General features: G+C 64.4%; 11 protein-coding genes and 5 pseudogenes. 11 read left to right on the top strand and 5 right to left on the bottom strand.

Translation table 11 applies throughout. From position 1 onward, the window contains the following. Nucleotides 1-60: 60 nt before the first annotated feature. The 6 genes from G6N08_RS05225 to eccA are packed head-to-tail and all read left to right on the top strand — an operon-like array spanning nt 61 to nt 8,474. On the top strand, nt 61-897 hold the full coding sequence (locus tag G6N08_RS05225; RefSeq protein ID WP_163754981.1) for an ESX secretion-associated protein EspG: 837 nt from the start codon (nt 61-63) through the stop codon (nt 895-897). Between the two features lie 34 nt (nt 898-931). Further along, nucleotides 932-1,957, top strand: coding sequence for a MinD/ParA family ATP-binding protein (locus G6N08_RS05220; protein WP_218033340.1), 1,026 nt, complete (start codon nt 932-934; stop codon nt 1,955-1,957). After that, complete coding sequence (eccD, locus tag G6N08_RS05215; RefSeq protein WP_163754979.1) at nt 1,958-3,442, top strand: type VII secretion integral membrane protein EccD; 1,485 nt, start codon at nt 1,958-1,960, stop codon at nt 3,440-3,442. Beyond that, complete coding sequence (mycP, locus tag G6N08_RS05210) at nt 3,439-5,088, top strand: type VII secretion-associated serine protease mycosin (protein WP_174813253.1); 1,650 nt, start codon at nt 3,439-3,441, stop codon at nt 5,086-5,088. The genes eccD and mycP overlap by 4 nt, the downstream gene beginning before the upstream one ends. Then, nucleotides 5,085-6,617, top strand: a complete 1,533-nt coding sequence (gene eccE, locus G6N08_RS05205) for a type VII secretion protein EccE (protein WP_163754977.1) — start codon at nt 5,085-5,087, stop codon at nt 6,615-6,617. The genes mycP and eccE overlap by 4 nt, the downstream gene beginning before the upstream one ends. Nucleotides 6,618-6,620: 3 nt before the next feature. Continuing rightward, entirely contained in the window at nt 6,621-8,474 is a 1,854-nt protein-coding gene (eccA, locus tag G6N08_RS05200) for a type VII secretion AAA-ATPase EccA (protein ID WP_163754975.1), read from the top strand. Between the two features lie 141 nt (nt 8,475-8,615). Here eccA and G6N08_RS05195 read toward each other — a convergent pair whose 3' ends face one another. Further along, a complete protein-coding gene (locus G6N08_RS05195) occupies nt 8,616-9,782 on the bottom strand; it encodes a MinD/ParA family ATP-binding protein (protein WP_163754973.1) in 1,167 nt (388 codons plus the stop codon). A 907-nt stretch (nt 9,783-10,689) separates the two neighbouring features. Between G6N08_RS05195 and gltB the strand changes: the two are divergent. Continuing rightward, nucleotides 10,690-15,271, top strand: a pseudogene (gene gltB / locus G6N08_RS05190) (glutamate synthase large subunit). Further along, entirely contained in the window at nt 15,264-16,730 is a 1,467-nt protein-coding gene (locus G6N08_RS05185; RefSeq protein ID WP_163754971.1) for a glutamate synthase subunit beta, read from the top strand. The pseudogene gltB and the gene G6N08_RS05185 overlap by 8 nt, the downstream one beginning before the upstream one ends. A 424-nt stretch (nt 16,731-17,154) precedes the next feature. Here the strand turns inward: G6N08_RS05185 and G6N08_RS05180 are convergent. Further along, nucleotides 17,155-18,007 (bottom strand): annotated as a pseudogene (locus G6N08_RS05180) (LLM class F420-dependent oxidoreductase). A gap of 44 nt (nt 18,008-18,051) precedes the next feature. Here G6N08_RS05180 and G6N08_RS05175 point away from each other — a divergent pair. Both G6N08_RS05175 and G6N08_RS05170 read left to right on the top strand, forming a co-directional pair. Further along, nucleotides 18,052-18,482, top strand: a pseudogene (locus G6N08_RS05175) (hypothetical protein). 19 nt (nt 18,483-18,501) lie between these two features. Further along, a pseudogene (locus G6N08_RS05170) lies at nt 18,502-19,509 on the top strand (PHP domain-containing protein). Here the strand turns inward: G6N08_RS05170 and G6N08_RS05165 are convergent. Further along, entirely contained in the window at nt 19,510-20,190 is a 681-nt protein-coding gene (locus G6N08_RS05165; RefSeq protein ID WP_246216613.1) for a TetR/AcrR family transcriptional regulator, read from the bottom strand. A 76-nt stretch (nt 20,191-20,266) separates the two neighbouring features. Here G6N08_RS05165 and G6N08_RS05160 point away from each other — a divergent pair. Continuing rightward, a pseudogene (locus G6N08_RS05160) lies at nt 20,267-21,729 on the top strand (flavin-containing monooxygenase). A gap of 43 nt (nt 21,730-21,772) precedes the next feature. Here the strand turns inward: G6N08_RS05160 and rraA are convergent. Next, nucleotides 21,773-22,279 (bottom strand): ribonuclease E activity regulator RraA, encoded by a 507-nt coding sequence (gene rraA / locus G6N08_RS05155; RefSeq protein ID WP_163754967.1) that lies wholly within the window; start codon nt 22,277-22,279, stop codon nt 21,773-21,775. A gap of 9 nt (nt 22,280-22,288) precedes the next feature. Then, nucleotides 22,289-22,750, bottom strand: a complete 462-nt coding sequence (locus tag G6N08_RS05150; protein WP_163754965.1) for an Rv3852 family protein — start codon at nt 22,748-22,750, stop codon at nt 22,289-22,291. Between the last annotated feature and the right edge of the window lie 148 nt (nt 22,751-22,898).

The following is a 22,898-nucleotide window of genomic DNA, read 5'->3' as shown; positions in this document are numbered from 1 at the left end:
CACTGGGCGAAGCTGGGGCGCACGCGAGCGCGTGCGCCCCAGCGGTTCGGTTGAGAAACCATGTTAACCACCACCGTCGACGGGCTATGGGTGCTGCAGGTACTTACCGGAACCGAGGTGGTGGCCCCCGAGTTGGGGCTGCGGCCCATACTGCCCAGTATCGAAACTCCGCGGATGACGCTGGCGCACCCGGTGCGTGCCGATTTGTGTGCCGCGGGCGTGATCGACGAATCGGGGCGCGTGGACCCGGCCGTGGTGGAATGGCTGACCGTTCTTGCCCGCCGCGACGTGGCGCTGCTGTTCTCGGTACGCAGGCCGGGCCGCGGTGATAGCCCAGACAATGCGCTCTTAGCGCGGTTTGCGCAATGGTGGGTGGTCATGGAGCGGTCCGAGAATCTCGTCCGCATCGGTGGCGCCGGGACATCGAGCGCGGAGAGCGCGGCCAACACAATCATCAGCACCCAGATCGAGCGCCTGTGCGGCACCAACTCACCTGCGCCGTTGCGGCCGGTCACGCTTGACGCCACTGCTTTGCAGGCGGCTGTTACCAGTGAAGAGACATTGCGCACGTTCCTGGAGGATCAGCACCTAGAAGCCGATCAGCTGCAGATCCTGATGATGGCGGCCAACCCCCGGCGATCGGCTCAGGCCGCGATCGTCGCAATCCAGTCCGGCGTGAACACCGGGCGGCCCTCCCGGACACACGTGGAATCGAGCGTCGTCACTATCATCGACACCCCCGAAGGGCGAATGGTCGCCGAACATGTGCTGTCGGCCGGCAAGAAGTGGGTCGTGATTGCTCCCGGGACCGCCGGCAACATCGCCTCGGCCGTCACTCACTTGATGCGGCGGCTGCCCGCCCAGGAAGAATGGTATTCGTACCGAAAGATTGTGTGAGCGAGGATTTCACGCCCATGTTAGCATCGGCATCGTGACAAATCCGTGGAATGCGCCGCTGAATTCTGCGGAGCAGTTCAGACAGAGCCGCCGCGAACCGACCGTGCCGCGTCCGCAACAAGAATCCGTATCGGGGACATTGCGCATTTCGGATATGGTCGCACCGCGAAGGATTCCGCCCGGTTCAGGCTGGCGCAAAGTCATCTACGCAATGTCATTTCATACCGTAAATCTGGGTGAGTCGCCGGCTGAACGTCATTATCGGGAACTGCAGGAACGGATACGGCGGCACATCCGCAAGCAGTATGTCATCGGGGTGATCTCCGGCAAGGGTGGCGTGGGCAAAACCACCATGACCGCGTGCATCGGTGCGGTTTTTCGGGCATGCCGACCCGAGAATGTCGTCGCGATCGACGCCGCGCCCGGTTTCGGGACCCTGGCCGGCCGAATCGACGAAAATCCCCCCGGCGATTACACCGCCGTTCTCAACGACACCGACGTTCAAGGCTATGCGGATATTCGAGAACACCTGGGGCAGAACAGCATAGGACTCGATGTTCTAGCCGGAAACCGGGCCTCAGACCAGCCACGCCCACTGGTGCCCTCGATGTTCACCGGGGTGTTGTCGCGGTTGCGCCGCACCCACACGATCATCGTGGTGGACACCTCTGACGACCTTGAGCACCCGGTGATGAAAGCCGTCTTCGACAACTGTGACACACTGGTTTTCGTCTCCGGCCTCACGGCCGACACGTCCCTGCCGGTGACCCGCTCCATCGACCTGTTGCGTGCAATGGGCTATCACGAACTGGTATCCCGCAGCATGGTCATTCTCAACGACAGCCGCAATAAATACGACCAAGACGCCAGGGCGTACCTCACCGAGCGTTTTGGCAAGTCGGGGGCCACGGTCGAATTTATGCCCTACGATCCCCACCTTGCGAAAGGCGGGATCATCGATATCGAGCACGAATTAAAAAAGAAAACGCGACTGCGGTTATTCGAAATCACCGCGGCACTGGCAGATAAATATATTCCGGACGCCGATAGGCCGCGTTAAATGGCGAAGGTCGCATTTCCGGCGCGGTGCGCGGTCGCGGTGGTCTGCGGAGAACACCTGGTTTCGCAGGTCTACCCGGCCTCGGTGCCGGTCGAGATGTTCATCGACAACATCGTCGAGCTGCTCAACGACGAGCTCAAACGCCGCGGTCAAGCCGGGCTGGACCCCGGAGTCGGCTATGAGCTGCACAAAGCGAACGGCGTGCGGCTGGATGTCACCAAGACTCTCGACGAACTCGGCGTCGAGGACGGCGCCACACTCGTCCTGGTCCCGGCGGAAGACGGTGAGTCGTTCGAACCGCAATACGAGTCGCTGTCCACCGGGCTGGCCCGGATCGGCAAAAAACTGTTCGAACCCGTGTCGGCCGACACCGCGGCACACACCGCCCTGGCTATCGTGGCGATGATTTCAGCGGTGGTGGTGGCGGCGGCGGTGCGCAATCGCCTGGCCACTGACTCGCTGGCGCCCAGTATCGTCACCGGCATTCTCGGTCTGGTGGCCGCTGGCGGAGCGGGTGTGGTGGCGCGGTGGTGGCCGCACCGCTGCGACATGCTCGACGGGTTCGCCTGGTTGGCGCTGCCACTGCTGGCGGTGAGTCTGGGCGCCGGGGCGCCCGGTGCCCTCGGTTCAGCGCATGTATTCATCGCCGCCCTCGCCGCTGGGGTGCTGACCTGCGGACTAGCGGTGACCACACACCGGTATATCAACGTGGCGGCGACAGTGGTGACGGTGTGCGCCCTCGGCGGTGCCGTTGCCGCAGCCCGGATGTGGCGACCGATTCCGGCCCAGTGGCTCGGTATGTGCGTGCTGGTCGCGTTGCTGTTTTTGCTGACGATGGCGCCGACGATTGCATTGTGGGCGGCCCGGATCCGACCACCATACTTCGGATCCATCACTGGGCGGGATCTTTTTCGGCGGACCGCGGGGTTGCCGGCCGATGCCGTCACACCGGTGGAGGAGGAAGGCGTTGAAGAGGAGACGACCCCGGACACCACACCACGCGGAGCACAAATCGCCGCCGCCGCGATCCGCGCCAACCATGTGCTCACGGGAATCTGTGTCGGCGCGGGCCTGACACTGCCCGCCGCGGTGTGGGCCACCGTGGAGCCGGGCCGGGGCAAGAGCGTCGCGGCGGCCGTGCTCGCCGGACTGTTCGTGCTGATCTTCATCAGTCGGGGCCGGGCGTTCGCGGACAAAAAACAAGCCATCGCGCTGGTGTGTGGGGCGGTGGTTGCCGTGTGTGCCGGCGTGCTCAAATACGTGCTGGCCGAACCCGCGGCAGCTACTCGACCGGTGCTCTGGGGTGCAGCCGTGCTGGCCGGGTTCGGCGGTGCCGGACTGGCGGCGGGGCTGTTGGTGCCGATCACCCGGTTCACCCCGCTGGTGCGGATGATCGCCGAATGGCTTGAAATAGTGGCGATCATCGTAGCCTTGCCGCTGGCTGCATGGATCGGCGGACTGTTCACCTGGGTGCGTATGCGATGACGAGATCAACGGCGTGGAACCAGCGGATCGCAGCGATGTTCGGGGTCTGTCTCCTTGTCGGGTTACCGGCGAGTCTGCCCATGGCGTCGGCTATACCGCCGCCGACCATCGACCCCGCCCGGGTGCCCGCAGATGGCAAACCAGGACCGGATCAGCCGATGCGGCAAAGCAATATCTGCGCCCGAACGATTACCGTCGCCGAACCGAATGTGGCCATCACCGCGCCCGGTTTCACCATGCTCAACATCAGCAGGGCCTGGCAGTACTCGACAGGTAACGGGGTCCCGGTCGCTGTGATCGATACCGGTGTGAACCCCAGCAAACGGCTGCCGGCGGTGCCCGGGGGCGACTACATCATGGGCGGCGACGGGTTGATGGATTGCGACGCACACGGCACCATCGTGGCCTCCGTGATCGCCGCTGCGCCGCAAGGCATCCCGATGCCCGCACCAATGCCAGCGGTTCCCGCATTTCCCCCGCCGGCGGGACCACCGGCGAGCGACTCGGCGCCGCCACCGCCGGGCAGTCCCCCGCCCCCGCCCGCACCACCCCCACCACCTCCGCCGGTAACGATCACCGAAGTCAAACCCGCGCCGCCGCCGCCTCCGCCACCGGCCGACGAACCAGCTAACGCGCCGGGCGATCCGGCTCCCGACCAGGCGGATGATCCCGAGGTACCGCCACCGCCACCCGGAGCCCCGGACGGGGTGGTCGGGGTGGCGCCGCACGCGACCATCATTTCGATTCGCCAATCGTCACGGGCCTACGAACCGGTCAACCCGACCGGTGGTGACATGGAGGCGCGCAAGAAAGCCGGCACCATCGCCACCCTGGCCAGCGCGATCGTGCACGCGGCCAATATGAGCGCGAAGGTAATCAATGTCAGCGTCACCTCATGTGTCTCGGCTGCCGACCCGCTGGATCAAAGTGCGCTTGGCGCCGCTGTCTGGTATGCGGCCACGGTCAAAGACGCGGTCATCGTCGCGGCGGCGGGAAACGAGGGCGAAGACGAGTGCGCGCAGAACCCGTCCTTTGACCCGCTGGACGCATCCGATCCCCGCGACTGGCATCAGGTCAAGACGGTGTCGTCACCGTCGTGGTTCTCCGATTACGTGCTGTCGGTGGGTGCGGTGGACAACACCGGGGCGCCGATCAGTAAGAGCCTGGCTGGACCGTGGGTAGCCGCAGCCGCACCAGGAGTCGGGATCATGGGGCTGTCTCCGCAAACCGGGGGACCGGCGAACGCCTATCCACCGGTGCGGCCGGGCGAAAAGAACATGCCGTTTTGGGGAACCAGCTTCTCGGCGGCCTATGTGAGCGGGGTGGCTGCGCTGGTGCGCGCGAAATATCCCGAACTGACCGCACACCAGGTGATCAACCGGATCTTGCAGACCGCGCACAATCCGCCGCGAGGGGTGGACAATCAAGTCGGCTATGGGGTGGTGGATCCAGTGGCCGCACTGACCTTCACTGTGCCTCCCGGCGACAAAGTGGCGCCTGGCGCGCACAGCCGGCTGATCACGCCCGCCGCCCCGCCACCGCCGCCGGATCACCGGGCCCGCAACATCGCGCTGGGGTTCGCCGGTGTGGTGATGGCCGGGATCATGATCGCGTACCTGATAGCCCGGGCCAGGCGGGCACGATGACGGCGACGAGAAGGTTACTTGTCATCGCCGGGGTCCTGGCTGCCGGACTAACCGGATGGAGCGCTGGCGGATATCCAGGCGCGGCAGCGGGTTTGGTCATCGGGGTCTGCGCTGGGGTGATCCACTGGCGCGGTCATCCGCTGTGGTACTGGGTGATCTTGTGGTGCCAGCGTGGCCACCCGGTCGAATGGAGCGAACCCATTACGGTGGCCAACGACCGCTCTGGTGGCGGTCTTCGCTACCAGGAGGGTGTCGCGGCGGTCGCTGTGCAGTTGCTCGGTAAGGCGCACACCCCGACGTTGTTCACCGGGTCGACATCGACCTACACCGAAAACACTGTCGATATCGCTGATCTGCTGCCGTTGCTGCACCAAAGCCTCGGGTTGACGATCAATTCGCTGAGCGTTGTCAGTGCTGGTGCCCGTCGGCGCAGCACCGGCGATTATCCGCGGGTCTACGACACACTGATCGGCACCCCCCCGTATGCGGGGCAGCGGGAAACCTGGTTGATCGTGCGGGTCGCAGCGCTGCCCAATGCCGAGGCACTGCAGTGGCGTACCTCGATCGGCACCGCAACCCTGGCCGCCGGGCAGCGCATCAGCGCGATGATGCGCCAACGCGGTATCCGCGCCAAGGTCGCGACCGCGACCGATATCGTCGAATTGGAGCGGCGGCTGGGACAGGCCGCGCTGAACCCGCCGAACCGGCGCTGGCACACCGCGCGCGGTGATGTCGGCTGGTTGACGGCCTATTGGTATCGGCCCGCCGAGATCACCGCGGACAACTTGGGACACGCGTGGTCGCTGCGTGCTGACGGCATCATTCAGAACGTCACGTTATTCCCCGACGGCAACGCCATGGCCACGGTCATTGTGCGCAGTGGGCAGCCGCCGACGGCTCCGCCGAGCACAATGCTGCGGACGCTGCCGGGGGAGCAGACCCAGGCGATCGCGGCCAACCTGTGCGGGCCGATACCACCGCTGTCGGGGGTGCGCCGCGGCGCTCTGCGCGGCCCGCTGCCGATACCGATCGGACCGTCAGGGGTGTTGCTGGGCAAGGTCGGCAGGGGGAACCGGATGATGCTGCCCCTCGACGACCCGGGGGACTTCAGCCGGGTCCATATCGCCGCCGAAGATGCGCTAGCAAAACGATTCGTGCTGCGGATGGCCGGGGCCGGGGAACGGGTCACCGTGCACACCCGGGACCTGCGGCGCTGGGCCAGCCTGCGCATGCCGGACATCGCTGTCGACAATCGGGTCAGACCCGTCGCCGGCACCACCGTCAGTGTTGTGGACGGCACGGTGACACCGGCACCACGGCCCAACACGCTGGTCTCTGTCGGGGCACCAGAGGCAGCGTACCGGGGATCTGCTGATGTGCTGATCACCCAGATCGGTCCGGCAACCGTCGAAGTGAAGGCAGCCGGGCAGGTGCATATCGTGGAAGTCGAACTATTCCGCGCCGAGAACCGTTACATATCCTCTGAACCGACAAGCCTACGGACTTCTGAACTTGAACCGGTGGATTAGACGATGACCAGCAGCACCGAAATAGTCGCCGCGCGCAAACGGTTCGACCAGGCCATGGCGGTGTTCAACTCCGACCCGGCTGCGGCCCAAGAATTGTTTCGCGAAGCGACGGAGATCGACCCCTCGATGGCTGATGCCTGGCTGGGCCGCGTCGCCGCGGGCGACGACTCGTTATCGACGCTGCAGGAGCTTTACGCCTATGGACCCCGGCTGCATCGGGAGACTAACCGGCTTGGGGTGCATCTGTCGGCGGCCATCAAAGCCGGGCCGTACCTGTCGATCTCGGTGACGGAGGCATCGCACGCGGGTCTCGCCTTGGCCAGCGCGCTGGTCGATGACCGCCAGTATGAGAAGGCTGATGCACTGCTGCAAAATTCGTCCTTACTGGACAGCTGGGAAAATCACCAGTGGCAGCAGTACATCCGGGCGTACCTGATGTTCGCCACCCAGCGCTGGCCGGACGTGATTTCAATCGCGGCGAGCATACTGCCGCCGCAGGCCATCATCATGGCGGCGGTCACCGCCGGCACGAACGCGTTGGCCGCGCACGCCGCCGCCCACCTCGGGCAGGCGCGGGTCGCGCTGGACTGGACGGACCGGGTCGAACTGCGCGCCGGACACGACGGTCCCCAGGAATGGCGGCGCCACCAGCTGACCGACACCGCGGTCACCGCGATAGATCCCAACGAATTTCCTTTGATCGCAGCTGATCTGGCTTATGTACGGGGCATGGCTCACCGTCAGCTGGGTGAAGAAGATAAAGCGCAGATCTGGTTGTCGAAGGCCACGATCAACGGTGCGCTCATCGAGCCGGCCAAACAGGCGCTGGCCGACCCCGCGTTGCAGCTGGTGATCACCGACGAAGAGACCATCAACAGTCGGACTAATAAGTGGGACGTCACCACCGAACGGTCCGAGGAACAGCGCCAAGAAGAAGCTAACCGGGAGCGGCGAGCGCAGCTGCTGGAGGAGGGGCGCGCGCTGCTCAACAACCAGGTGGGTCTGGCCGAAGTCAAAAAAGCTGTTGCTGAGCTTGAGGATCAGATCGAGGTCCGGGCGCTGCGGCTGGCGGCCGGATTACCGGTGACCAACCAAACCAATCACATGCTCCTGGTAGGGCCGCCCGGCACCGGTAAGACCACCACCGCCGAAGCACTGGGAAAGATTTTCGCCGGGCTGGGCATCGTCCGCCACCCCGAGATCATCGAAGTGAAACGCGCCGATTTCTGTGGAGAGCACATCGGCGCTTCGGGACCGAAAACCAATGAGTTGATTAATCGTTCGCTCGGGCGCATTCTTTTTATGGACGAGTTCTATTCGTTGGTGGAACGCCACCAAGACGGCCGACCGGACATGATCGGCATGGAGGCCGTCAACCAGCTGATGATCGCGCTGGAGGTGCACCGGTTCGACTTCTGCTTCATCGGCGCCGGATATGAGCGGGAAGTCGACCAATTCCTCACCGTGAACCCGGGTTTGGCGGGCCGGTTCAACCGCAAGCTGCGGTTCGAGTCCTACACGCCCGATGAGTTGGTGGAAATCGCGGTCCGCTACGGCGAGCCCCGCGCAACCGTCATCGAGCCCGCCGCGCGCGAGGCGCTCAATGTCGCGTGCACGATGCTGCGGGCGTATGTGGGACCTGACGGCAGGCACGGCATCGACATCATGCAGAACGGACGCTTCGCGCGCAATGTGATCGAACGCGCTGAACGGCTCCGTGACTCGCGGGTGGCAGCCCAGCACCGCAGCAATAAAGGTTCGGTGACAGTGGAGGATCTGGAGACCGTGCGCTCCCAGGACGTCGTCGACGCCGTGCTTGACGCGTGCGCAGAGAAGCATGTGCCGATAGTTCTTTGAATCGTCTTACACCGACAACGCAGACCAGCAGACGTCGGCCCGGTAACGTATCGCCGCCCGATCAGTTTGGTGTGCCGGCGCGGGATCGGAGGCCAGCGACCGCGCTTTCACTGCGTCCGGGAGGAACTCGAGCGCGCAGCATCACCAGCCCGTGGGGTGGCGCACACCCGCGGGTCGCGCGGCGAAAAACCGCGCGATCACCGCGGTGATTTCCAAAAACTTCCGTCGCGTCGCCGGCGCCATCTCGGCATTGACGTCGATGACGCCACCAGGCCGCAGATGCGGATCGAAGGGCACTTCGATCACACTCTGTCCACGGTCATGGAACTGGCGCGCCAACAAGGAGCGGGTGCGCTTATCGGCATGGCCATCCGAATCGTTGAGCACCACCACCGTGCGCTGCAGCAGATCCGTGCGGCCATGCTCAGCCAGCCATTCCAAGGTTTTCGCGGCGGCTGAGGCTCCGTCGGCCCACGGCGAAGACACCACCACCAGTGCATCTAAATCGCGCAGCACCTCCTGGGTGACTGGCGCGTCCATCGACGACCCGCAGTCGATGACTGAGATCGTGAAGTGGCGATCCAGCCGCAGCGCGGCTTCCCGGTAGATCGCGGGATCAAGCACCCGGCGCGGACCGGCCGCCGGCTCACCGGCGAGCACATAAAGCCCGGCGGAATTGCTGCCGACCCTGGCACGCACATCGGCGAACGACTGCAGGTTCTTGTCGGCGGTCAGTTCCCAATACGAGCCGCTCGCGTGGGGATCGATCCTGCTGGCCAGCCTGCCGAACGCGGTGTCGGCGTCGATCGCCACGACGCGGTCTTGCCGGCGCAGTTCAGCAAAGATCGAGCCGATGCTGGCGGCCACTGACGTTTTGCCGACGCCGCCTTTGCCGACGACGCCGACCTTATAGTTGCCCCGCAGCACAGCCCGGATCGCGGCTTCATCGTTAGCCTCCTGACGTTCCTGGGCAGACAGGCCCAGGTCGACAAGACCGAAGGTGGCGACGCGAAGCAGATGCCGCCAGCCACGGCCGGGCCGGCGTATGTGACGGCCGCCTGACCCAACGTCGACGCCGGCCCGGGCACTGGGCGGGGGCGCGGCAGTCACCGGTCGTGGCGGTTCGGTGGGGGCGACGCGTGACCGCGGTGCCGGGCGGGGAGTTGCCGGCGAACGCGGGGGCACCGGGACCATCGGAGGGGGCGCAGTCCGGGGATGCCGGGGCGGGAGAGGCGACGGTTGCGCAGCCGGGGGACCGGGCTGTCCAGGGGACACCCGGTCGCGCAGGAAGTCGTCACGGTCGGTCATATCCCACGTCGCCGGCGGACCGGGATGGCTGACGACGCGCCCAACTGCGCGGCGAGCCTCATAAGCCAACCCACGGACATGGCATCCAGTATCGGTTACCCCGTGGTTGTGCGAGGGAAAAGCTTGAACAGCCGGCGGCGGGGTTGTGCACCGGGCCGCCCCGGTCACACGGTCCGGCGGCTGGGATGGCGCTCACCGGTGAGACGCAGGCCCGCCGCGCGGGGCGTCAACAATTCGTTCACGAAACATATTCTGCTGTAGGCGTATTCGGGCGAGCGCCGACCCGACGGCGCACAGGTGCGGCTATCGCGGCGGTGCCGGGCCGGCCGGGGTTCTCTCTAAGAATCTGGTCAAGTTTTTGCAAACTCGACCGGCGGCAGCCCCGGGGTGTCTTGGCTATACTGGCACCGAGTAACTCGCTCACCTCAGCGGGACCGCTGCCACGGACTTCACCGCCCCCCGGGATGCGGTGTGTGATCCGCGTGACAGTAGCGGCGATTCCTCGGGCGGCGATCACAGCAAACCGGCCCAGCGGTTGGTCTCCCCGCCCGCCCGGCGACGCCGATTCACGATCGGCGCGCCGCTACCGCCAATCACTCAGGCGGACAACAGGACACGGCAAAGCTGCCGAGTGCGGATGAAGCGGTCGGCGCGATACCGCTAACCAGTGAGTTAGTATAACTAAGTTGGCATGTCAGGCGGTTTTTGTCATATCGTTTTACGACTTGTCGAGACGGGTACAGGGCCACCGTTCAGCGCTGCACGGGCTACCCCCTGACCGGATCATCGCCACCCGGCGAGCACCTCATCGACAAGACCGAAGGGGCCTAGCCCACAACCTCCGGGCGCGGCTTCGACGGAGCCGTCCAGATGCCGCACAGAAAGTTTGGTGAAGGGTCAGGTAGCAATGGCGCCTAACCGCGTCGGGCTGTATAACCCCGCATTCGAGCACGACTCGTGCGGGGTGGCGATGGTTGTGGACATGCACGGCCGACGCAGCCGCGACATTGTGGACAAGGCGATCACCGCGCTGCTCAACCTTGAGCACCGCGGCGCCCAGGGCGCTGAACCGCACAGCGGTGACGGCGCCGGCATCCTGATCCAGGTGCCCGACGAATTCCTGCGCGCGGTGGTGGACTTCGAGCTTCCCGAGCCGGGTGAGTACGCCACCGGCATCGCGTTTTTACCGCAGTCGTCCAAAGATGCGGCCGCGGCCTGCGCCGCGGTGGAAAAGATCGTCGAGGCCGAGGGTTTGCAGGTGCTGGGATGGCGTCACGTGCCCACCGATGATTCCTCGCTCGGTGCGCTGTCCCGTGATGCGATGCCCACTTTCCGGCAGCTGTTCATCACCGGAGCCTCGGGTATGACCCTCGAACGCCGCGCCTATGTGATCCGTAAGCGCGCCGAACACGAACTCGGCACCAAAGGCCCCGGACAGGACGGTCCTGGTCGCGAAACAGTTTATTTCCCAAGTCTTTCCGGCCAGACGCTGGTCTACAAAGGAATGCTGACCACTCCGCAGCTCAAGGCCTTCTACCTCGACCTACAAGATGAGCGGCTGGCGAGCGCGCTCGGAATCGTGCACTCGAGGTTCTCCACCAACACCTTCCCCTCGTGGCCGCTGGCGCATCCGTTCCGGCGTATCGCCCACAACGGGGAGATCAACACCGTCACCGGAAACGAGAACTGGATGCGTGCCCGGGAGGCGTTGATCCACACCGACATCTTCGGCTCCTACGAGGACGTGGAGAAGCTGTTTCCCATCTGTACCCCGGGGGCATCAGACACCGCGCGTTTCGACGAGGTCCTCGAACTACTGCACCTGGGCGGGCGCAGTCTGGCGCACGCCGTGCTGATGATGATCCCGGAAGCCTGGGAGCGCCACGAGTCGATGGATCCCGCGCGCCGGGCCTTCTATCAGTACCACGCCTCGCTGATGGAGCCGTGGGACGGCCCGGCGTCGATGACGTTCACCGACGGCACCGTGGTGGGTGCGGTGCTGGACCGCAATGGCCTGCGCCCGTCCCGGATCTGGGTCACCGACGACGGGCTGGTCGTGATGGCCTCCGAAGCCGGGGTACTGGACCTGGATCCGTCCAAAGTTGTGCGGAGGATGCGGCTGCAGCCCGGGCGGATGTTTTTGGTCGACACTGCCCAGGGCCGCATCGTCGACGACGAGGAGATCAAAGCCGAGCTGGCCGCCCAGCACCCATATCAGGAGTGGTTGGACAACGGGTTGATCCCTCTCGAGGAGCTGCCCCAGGGCAACTACGTACGAATGCCGCACCACCGGGTTGTGTTGCGCCAGTTGGTATTCGGCTATACGTATGAGGAGCTCAACCTGCTGGTCGCGCCGATGGCGCGTACCGGTGCCGAGCCGGTCGGGTCGATGGGCACCGACACCCCGGTTGCGGTGCTTTCGCAGCGGCCCCGGATGCTGTTCGACTATTTCCAGCAGCTGTTCGCGCAGGTGACCAACCCGCCTTTGGACGCCATCCGCGAGGAGGTTGTGACCAGCCTGCAGGGCGTCATCGGGCCGGAAGGCGATCTGCTCAACCCCGATGAGAATTCCTGCCGCCAGATCGTCTTGCAGCAGCCGATTCTGCGCAACCACGAGCTGGCCAAGCTGATCAACCTCGACCCCGAAATCGAGGTCAACGGCCGTCGGCACGGATTACGTTCCCAGGTGATTCGGTGCCTCTACCCCGTGGCCGAGGGCGGCGCAGGCCTGAAGGCCGCGCTGGACGAGGTCCGGGCGCAAACGTCGGCGGCGATTGCCGACGGCGCGCGGATCATCATCCTCTCCGATCGCGAGTCCGACGAAACCATGGCCCCGATCCCGTCGCTGCTGGCCGTGTCGGCGGTGCACCACCATCTGGTCCGGGAGCGTTTACGCACCCGGGTCGGGCTGGTGGTGGAGTCCGGCGACGCCCGCGAGGTGCACCACATGGCCATGCTGGTGGGCTTCGGTGCCGGAGCCATCAATCCCTACATGGCGTTCGAGTCAATCGAAGACATGATCGACCGCGGGGTGCTCGAAGACATCGACCGTGAGACCGCACTGCGCAACTACATCAAAGCCGCCGGCAAGGGTGTGTTGAAAGTGATGTCGAAAATGGGCATCTCCACGCTGGCGTCCTACACCGGAGCGCAGCTGTTCCAGGCGGTGGGCATCTCGCAGGGAGTGCTCGACGAATATTTCACCGGTCTGAGCTGTCCCACCGGTGGGATCACCCTCGACGACATCGCCGCCGACGTCGCCGATCGCCACCGGTTGGCGTTCCTGGATCGGCCTAACGAGCGGGCGCACCGCGAGCTTGAGGTTGGCGGGGAATACCAGTGGCGCCGTGAGGGAGAGTATCACCTGTTCAACCCCGAGACCGTCTTCAAACTTCAGCACTCCACCCGCACCGGCCAGTACAAAATCTTCAAGGAGTACACGAAGCTGGTCGACGATCAGAGCGAGCGGCTGGCCACACTGCGCGGGCTGCTGAAGTTCAAAACGGGTGTGCGTCCGCCGGTGCCGCTCGATGAGGTGGAACCGGCCAGTGAGATCGTCAAGCGCTTCTCGACGGGGGCGATGAGCTACGGCTCGATCTCGGCCGAGGCACACGAGACGCTGGCCATTGCGATGAACCGGCTGGGTGGACGTTCGAACTGTGGGGAGGGCGGCGAGCACGCCAGCCGCTACGAGCGTGACCCCAACGGTGACTGGCGCCGCAGCGCCATCAAACAGGTGGCCTCGGCCCGGTTCGGCGTCACTTCGCACTACCTGACGAACTGCACCGACATCCAGATCAAAATGGCCCAGGGCGCCAAACCCGGTGAGGGCGGGCAGCTTCCGGGCGCCAAGGTGTATCCGTGGATCGCCGAGGTGCGGCACTCGACCCCCGGGGTCGGGTTGATCTCCCGCCGCCGCACCACGACATCTACTCCATCGAGGATCTGGCGCAGCTGATCTACGACTTGAAGAATGCCAACCCTGCGGCGCGGATTCACGTCAAGCTGGTCGCCGAGGTCGGCGTGGGCACAGTCGCCGCGGGTGTGTCCAAGGCGCACGCCGACGTGGTGTTGATCTCCGGGCACGACGGCGGAACCGGCGCGGCGCCGCTGACCTCACTGAAGCACGCCGGCGCGCCATGGGAGCTGGGGCTGGCCGAAACACAGCAGACATTGCTGCTCAACGGCCTGCGCGACCGGATCGTGGTCCAGGTGGATGGGCAGCTTAAGACCGGACGCGACGTGATGATCGCCGCATTGCTGGGCGCCGAAGAGTTCGGTTTCGCCACAGCACCGTTGGTGGTGTCCGGCTGCGTCATGATGCGGGTATGTCATCTCGACACGTGCCCGGTGGGTGTAGCGACGCAGAACCCGATTCTGCGCCAGCGCTTCACCGGCAGGCCCGAGTTTGTCGAGAACTTTTCCTGTTTATCGCTGAGGAAGTCCGTGAATACATGGCACAGCTGGGTTTCCGGACCCTCAACGAGGCCGTCGGTCAGGTCGGTTCGCTGGACACCACCCTGGCGCGCGCGCACTGGAAAGCGCACAAACTCGACCTGACTCCTGTGCTACACGAGCCGGAGTCGGCATTTATGAATCAGGATCTGTACTGCAGCTCCAGCCAGGACCACGGTCTGGACAAAGCACTCGACCAGCAGCTGATCGTGATGAGCCGCGAGGCGCTGGACTCCGGAACCCCGGTGCGCTTCTCCACCACCATTTCCAACGTCAACCGTACCGTGGGCACGATGCTTGGCCACGAAGTGACGAAAGCATATGGCAGTCAAGGTTTGCCGGATGGCACCATCGACATCACCTTCGACGGATCTGCAGGTAACAGTTTCGGAGCGTTCCTGCCCAAAGGCATCACGCTGCGGGTATACGGTGACGCCAACGACTACGTCGGAAAGGGTTTGTCCGGAGGCCGTATCGTGATCCGTCCCCCGGACAACACGCCGGAAAACTATGTCGCCGAAGATAACATCATCGCCGGCAATGTGATCCTGTTCGGTGCCACCAGCGGCGAGGCCTTCTTACGCGGTGTGGTCGGCGAACGGTTCGCGGTCCGCAACTCCGGCGCGCATGCGGTGGTCGAAGGAGTCGGTGACCACGGGTGCGAGTACATGACCGGCGGCCGGGTGGTCGTACTTGGCCGCACCGGACGCAACTTCGCGGCGGGCATGTCGGGGGGTGTGGCCTACGTGTACGACCCGGATGGAACCTTCCCGAGCCACCTCAACACCGAAATGGTGGATCTTGACCAACTGGACGAGGACGACCTCGAGTGGCTGCACAGCATGATCGAAATGCATGTCGATGCCACTGATTCCGCGGTCGGCCAACGCATCCTGGCTGACTGGCCAACACAACAGCGGCACTTCGCCAAAGTGATGCCACGCGACTACAAGCGAGTGCTGCAGGCGATCGCTGAGGCGGAGCGCACCGGCACCGACGTCGACCAGGCAGTGATGGCGGCTGCCCATGGCTGACCCGACGGGCTTTTTGAAGTACACCCACCGGGAGCTGCCGAAACGTCGACCGGTGGAATTGCGTGTGCGCGACTGGAACGAAGTCTACGAAGACTTCGACGAGCGCATCGTGCGACGCCAGGCAACCCGCTGTATGGACTGCGGTATTCCCTTCTGCCACAACGGGTGTCCACTGGGTAACCTGATCCCGGAGTGGAACGATCTGGTGCGCAGGGGCCGGTGGCGCGACGCGATCGAACGGTTACATGCCACCAACAACTTCCCGGATTTCACCGGGCGGCTGTGTCCAGCACCATGCGAGCCGGCATGTGTGCTCGGGATCAACCAGGACCCGGTGACTATCAAGCAAATCGAGCTGGAGATCATCGACCGCGCCTTCGAGGAAGGCTGGGTGCGGCCGCTGCCGCCGGACAGGCTGACCGGCAAAACCGTCGCGGTGGTCGGCTCAGGGCCGGCGGGCTTGGCCGCCGCTCAGCAGCTCACCCGTGCCGGTCACAGCGTGACCGTCTTCGAGCGCGCCGACCGCATCGGAGGCCTGCTGCGTTACGGGATTCCCGAATTCAAGATGGAAAAGCGTCACCTCAACCGCCGGCTGGAACAGATGCAACAGGAGGGCACCGAATTTCGCACCAACGTCAACGTCGGGGTGGACATCGCAGCCGATCAGCTCCGCGCCGAGTTCGACGCGGTGGTGCTGGCCGGTGGCGCCACCGCCTGGCGTGAACTGCCCATTCCCGGTCGTGAACTCGATGGGATCCACCAGGCGATGGAGTATCTGCCATGGGCTAACCGGGTACAGGAAGGTGATGACGTGCTCGGGCCGGACGGTCAGCCACCGATCACAGCCAAAGGCAAGAGGGTCGTGATCATCGGTGGCGGCGATACCGGGGCCGACTGTCTGGGTACCGTGCACCGGCAAGGCGCGATCAGCGTGCACCAGTTTGAGATCATGCCCCGTCCGCCGGACACCCGCGCCGAATCCACCCCGTGGCCAACCTATCCCCTGATGTATCGGGTGTCGGCGGCCCATGAGGAGGGCGGGGAGCGGGTGTTCTCGGTTAACACTGAGGAATTCGTCGGCCGCAACGGGCATGTCACCGGGCTCAGGGGGCATGAGGTGCGAATGGAGAACGGCAGGTTTGTCAAGGTCGAGGGCACCGATTTCGAACTCGGGGCCGACCTGGTGCTGCTGGCGATGGGGTTTGTCGGCCCGGAGAAAGAGGGGCTGCTCACCGACCTGGGCGTCGAGTTCACCGACCGTGGTAACGTGGCCCGCGGCGACGATTTCAGCACCTCGGTGCCCGGCGTGTTTGTCGCCGGCGACATGGGCCGGGGTCAGTCACTGATCGTGTGGGCGATCGCCGAGGGCCGCGCTGCGGCGGCGGCCGTGGACCGCTACCTGATGGGGAGCAGCGCGCTGCCGGTCCCGATCAAGGCGACGACCGCGCCGCAACGCTAGCCCGGCTTTCATGGAACAGCGCCGATAATTGCTCGGCGAGTCGCTCAGCGTTTGCCAGCTGGTGGGTGTGTAATAACCGGATGTGGCTCTGCGTTAAAGTGGAGTCCAGGTTCAGTCGACCGATTGCTGGAGTGATCACCGTGCCTCTCACCGCAATACCGCAGTCACGGGTGGGACGAATCGCCTGGTCATTGTTCCGACACCCGTTGAAGAGCCGTGAGTTCCCGGCCAAGCACGAACGGCTGGTCACAGCTGAGGATCTGTTGCGTTTCGGGGTGTAGTCCAGGCTGACGCGCGCGCTGGCTACCGCATCGACATTTGCTCAGTTTTATTAAATTGTTATCTGAGGGCGATGGCGCGGAGATATCGCCCGGCCTCAACCAGGCGGGGCGGTTCGGCTGCCGCGCATGACCCGGCCAGCCGGTCACTCTCGATCGCATAAGCCCGAGTCCCGGATGGCCTCAGCCAGCGGCTGCAGCACGGCCGGGTCATGCGGCGGTGCGATATACACGATTCCCAGGTCCAGTCCTTCGGCTTCCAGCGCCGCCGCGTTCTCGATGACCTGCCCGTAGTTGCGGTCCGGCCCCAGAAAAAGGTGCGCAGAAAGCGTGATCGCCTCGGGGTCCCGGCCGATATCGGCACAATGGGCGGCCAGCACGTCGCGCTTACGGGCGAATTCCTCGGCCGGGCCGCCGACGAAGTTCCAGTGCTGGGCATACCGCGCGGTGATGCGCAGCGTCCGTTTTTCGCCGCTGCCGCCGATGCAGATCGGCGGGTGCGGGCGCTGGGCCCTTGGGCTCGTTGCGAGCGTCTTTGAGCTGGTAGTAACGGCCGTTGAAGGTTGTGGTCTCCTGGCTGAGCAGGCTGGTCAGCACCTGGCAGGCTTCCTCGAATCGGTCCATGCGCTCTTTGATGCTGCCTAACTCGATGCCATACGCGCCCGACTCTTCTTCATTCCAGCCGGCGCCGATGCCCAGTTCGAGTCGGCCACCGGAGATGATGTCAAGTGCTGCGGCCATATTGGCCAGCACCGCGGGGTGACGGTAGTGGATACCGGTCACCAGAGTGCCCAGCCGAAGCCGCGTGGTGGCCTGCGCGAGCGCGGTCAGCGTGGTCCAGCCTTCCAGGCAGGGGCCGGTGGAATCCGAGAAGATCGGATAGAAGTGGTCGAACGTCCATCCAGACTCGAAGACCTCGATATCGTCGGCTTGCTTCCAGAGGGCCAGCATGTCGGTCCAGGTCGTGTGTTGCGGCGAGGTTTTGAAGGCGAATCGCATGATCTGAAAGTACCCGGAGACCACGCGACTACACTCGGCGCGCAATGAGCTGCGACCTTGGTCTGGACACCACAATCACGCTGCTGGGGCCGGCGTGCTCTTTATGCTTGCGCTGGGCCTCGGTGTCTGGAAGTACCGCCAGATGGTGAGCGCCGAGGATCACCGCGCTCATCCCTATGTCGATATCGCGCACCGGGCCGCGCTCCTGTATTCGTTCGCGACCCTGCTGATCGCGGTCTTCGTGGAACTGAGCGCCTGGCCGGCGTGGGTGAACTTGACCGCGGCGATGGTAGCGGTGTTTTTCTTCCTGGCGGCCACGGTCAGCTATATCACTCATGGCCTGCTCCGCGACACCACCAACCAATTCGAACGGCGCACCCGGGGCACAGCGGTGTCCATGACGATGCTCATCGTCGGTGAAATCGGCGGCTTCGGAGTGGTGTTCGCAGGGTTCATCGCAGGGCAGCTGGGGTGACGCGGGCACACTGAAGGCTATGGATCCGGTGACCGCGCTCCGGCAGATCGCCTACTACAAAGATCGGGCCCGCGATGATCCGCGGCGGGCGATGGCCTACCGGCGGGCAGCCGATGTCCTGGCGGCCCTGGACGACGCCGAACGCGAACGTCACGGCCGAGCCAACAGCTGGCAGAGCTTGCCGGGCGTCGGACCGAAGACGGCCCAGGTGATCGCCCAGGCGTGGGCGGGTCGTGAACCTGATCTTCTGGTGCAATTACGCTCTGCCGCAACAGACTTGGGTGGCGGCGAGATCCGGGCAGCGCTGCGTGGTGATTTGCATCTGCATTCAAACTGGTCGGATGGTTCCGCGCCGATCGAGGAGATGATAGCCACTGCGCAGACGTTGGGGCATGAGTACTGCGCGTTAACCGATCACTCACCGCGGCTGACGATCGCCAACGGCTTGTCCCCGGAACGGCTGCGCCGACAGCTAGAGGTGATCGCGGGTTACGGGAGCAGTTCGCCCCGATGCGCCTCCTGACTGGCATCGAGGTCGACATTCTCGACGACGGCAGCCTAGATCAGGAGCCCGAGCTGCTGGCCCGCCTCGACATTGTGGTGGCCAGTGTGCATTCGACGTTGGCGATGGACTCAGTAGCGATGACCCGCCGGATGCTGCGGGCCGTGGCGAACGAGCACGTCGATGTACTCGGCCATTGCACCGGTCGGCTAGTTGCGGGTAACCGCGGAATCCGGGCCGAGTCCAGCTTCGACGCCGAGGCGGTGTTCACCGCCTGCCGCGAGCACGGGACCGCGGTGGAGGTCAACTCGCCCGGAACGGCGTGACCCGCCGATGCGTTTGCTGAATCTGGCGCGTGATCTCGGCTGCCTGTTCAGTATCGACAGCGATGCGCATGCGCCCGGCCAACTCGACTTCCTCGGCTACGGCGCACAGCGTGCCCTGGACGCCAAAGTACCCGTTGACCGGATCGTCAACACCTGGCCGGTCGAGCAATTGCTCACCTGGGCAGGCTCGCAGGATTGATCAGCTCTCCGGCCGCGTGGTCGGCAGACCTGTCCCTGAGCTGGTGTCACCGTAGATGCTGGTGACCCAGATGTGTGTCAGCGTGTCCAGCACACGGGCTTCCGGCACGGAGGGTTGTTCGGCGGCGAACGATGCGAATAGCACCCGCTCGTTCATCAGGTTCAAGGCGGTGGCCAGCTCCCGTGCCGGCAGGGTGTTTGGCGCCGTGCCCCGGGCGCGCTCAGCCTCGATGGCGGTAGCGGTGTGCGTGATCCACTTCTGCATGAACGTCGACCACAGCTGGCGAACATCGGGACTGATGTCCCGGGCTGCCCACCCGGCCCGAGTCACACCCCGGTGTGACCCGAACGTCTCGAAGAACACGTTAATACCAATGCGCCACATCTCCTCACGGTGGCCCGGCGGGCTCTCAATGAGGCGTTCCAGCGCGGTGTCCGCCTCGGTGACCACCCGATCCAGCAAGGTCAGCAGCACCGCTTCCTTGGAAGCGAAGTAGAAGTAAAACGTCGGCCGGGAGATGCCGGCACCCTTAGCCAAGTCGTCCACCGAGATATCGGGCAACGGCCGCTCGTCGAGCAGGCGTTCAGCGGTGGCCAGGATCGCCAGTTCACGGTCGTCACCGGAAGGACGTGCGGAACGCCGGCCGCGGCTCGGAGGGGGACGGACAGCAGGACCGGTCACGACCCCGAGCTTACGCCATGTCGACAATATCGACGCAGTGTTGACTCTATCAACAGTGTGTTGATACGGTGGCCGTATGACTGAGCACCTTGATGTCCTCATCGTCGGGGCTGGCATTTCAGGCGTGAGCGCGGCCTGGCACCTCCAAGAACGCTGCGCAACGAAGAATTACGCGATTGTGGAGAAGCGCCAGAGCATGGGCGGCACGTGGGATCTGTTTCGTTATCCAGGCATTCGCTCAGACTCGGATATGTACACCTTAGGCTTCCGGTTTCGGCCCTGGACCGGGCACCAGTCCATCGCGGAGGGGCAGCCGATTCTCGAATACCTGAAAAGCACTGCCGTGATGTACGGCATCGACAAGCGCATCCGGCTGAACCACAAAGTGATTGGTGCCGACTGGTCCAGCGCAGAGAATCACTGGACCGTCCGCGTCGAAAACGACGGTGCGGAACAGTCGATAACGTGTTCGTTCCTGTTTTTATGCAGCGGGTACTACAACTACGAGCAGGGCTACTCGCCCACGTTCGCCGGTGCGGAGGATTTCACCGGGCCGATTATTCATCCGCAGCACTGGCCCGAGGACCTCGATTACACGGGCAAGAACATCGTCGTCATCGGCAGCGGCGCTACCGCAGTCACTTTGGTTCCGGCACTGGTGAATTCCGGAGCCGGCCATGTCACGATGTTGCAGCGTTCGCCGACATATATCGTCTCCCAGCCTGACCGGGAGCCGTGGGCGGACAAGCTCAAATGGTTGTCTGATGAGAAGGCCTACACCGTGATCCGGTGGAAAACGTGCTCCGCCAGTCGCTCGTCTACCAGGCCTGCCGGACGCTGCCGACGCGAATGCGCAAAATTTTGATGGACCTGGTCAAACGCCAGCTGCCCGAAGGCTATGACGTCGAAACACACTTCGGTCCCGCTACAACCCGTGGGACCAACGGCTGTGCCTAGTGCCCAACGGGGATTTGTTTCGCACCATCCGCCACGGCAAGACCGAGGTGGTGACTGACACGATTGAGCGGTTCACCGCGACCGGTGTCGCGCTACGCTCCGGGCGTGAGCTGCCGGCTGACATTATCGTCACCGCCACGGGATTGAACCTACAGCTATTCGGTGGTGCGACCGTGAGTGTCGACGGACAGCCCGTGGACCTGACCCGGACGATGGCCTACAAGGGCATGATGCTCTCCGGCCTCCCCAATCTGGCCTACACCGTCGGCTACACCAACGCCTCGTGGACCTTGAAGGCCGACCTGGTGTCAGAGTTTGTCTGCCGTCTGTTGAACTACATGGACGCCAACGGATTTGACACGGTTGTGCCGGAACATCCGGGGCCGCACGTCGATGAGCGGCCTTTATGGAGTTCACCCCGGCTATGTGCTGCGGTCGCTTGATGAACTGCCCAAACAGGGTTCACGCACACCGTGGCGGTTGAATCAGAACTACCTGCTGGACCTACGGCTGATCCGGTACGGCAAGATTGCCGACGAAGGTTTGCGGTTCAGCAAACACACTGCCGCGGTCACCGTTTAGACAGTGCGCCAGTGATAGGGGTGAAAGCTCGGACGCCGCAGCTCTAGCCCGACCTCGGGGTCGGCGATGGCGCGGGAGTGACGACGACAATACCGTCGTCGTCACTGTAGGCGATATCGCCGGGCACGAACATCACCCCACCCAGGTGAACCACCACATCACGTTCACCGGCACCGGTCTTGGTGCTCGTGCGCGGGTTGGTGCCGAGTGCTTTAATACCAATGTCGATCTCGCGCAGCGCGGCGGCATCCCGGACCGCTCCGTAGATGATCAGCCCCGCCCACCCATTGGCGTATGCCGAGCCGGCAATAACGTCGCCGACCAGTGCGGTGTGCAGTGACCCGGCGCCGTCAACAATCAGCACCCGGCCATGACCCGGCTCGGCGAGCACCGATTTGACCAACGCGTTGTCCTGAAAGCAGCGCACCGTGCTGATCGTTCCGGCGAACTGGGTACGGCCACCGAACTGGCGGAACTGCACATCGCAGCTGCGCACACCGGGACCGATTGCATCAACCAAATCCGCGGTGGCCCGGAAGGTTACCGGCACCGTGACATATTAGGCGAAACGACGGCGGAGTTGGCGCAGCAGCAGTAACGCTAACAAACTGGCGGCAATAGCTACCGTCATCGGGACGAAGAACCGGGTGGGGGCGGGAGCGGAGGTGTCGTCCGTCATCGGATTGCGGGCGGCGGCGACCGCCGACTTCGCGCGTGCAGCTGCCTCTTTGGCTGCGGTGGCTAGCTGACCGTTGGTTTCGATCCGGCGCTGGTCGGCTGGTTTCGGCTGGGCAGCTTCAGTGGCTTTAGCGGCAGCCTTCTTAGCCGTTGCCTTCTTGGTGGCCGTCTTTTTTGCCGGGGCTTTTTTAACCGGCGCCTTCTGTGCTTTCTTTGCGGCCTTAGCGGCTGGCTTCTTGGCCGGCGCTTTCTTAACTGCTTTTTCCGCGGGCGGCTCTACCGTTGGCTCAGGGGGCGTTGCGGGCGGCTGTGATGAATCCGGTGTGGAGGCGATATCAGGCACCCTGTCAGGTGGCGCCGGTTCCGTGTCGCGCTGGCGGGTGGATCCTGCGGGTCTGCCATGTGGCTGCTCCTTTGCCGTGTCTCGTCGCGCGCGCCCGTCGCGAACACCAGCAGTCCCGACCCATCATGCCAGCACGGACGGCCGCAGT

The sequence above is a fragment of the Mycobacterium botniense genome (assembly GCF_010723305.1).
GTDB classification, from domain to species: domain Bacteria; phylum Actinomycetota; class Actinomycetes; order Mycobacteriales; family Mycobacteriaceae; genus Mycobacterium; species Mycobacterium botniense.
Note: the sequence above shows the minus strand (reverse complement) of the source record. Positions and strands in the feature narration are given on the sequence as shown.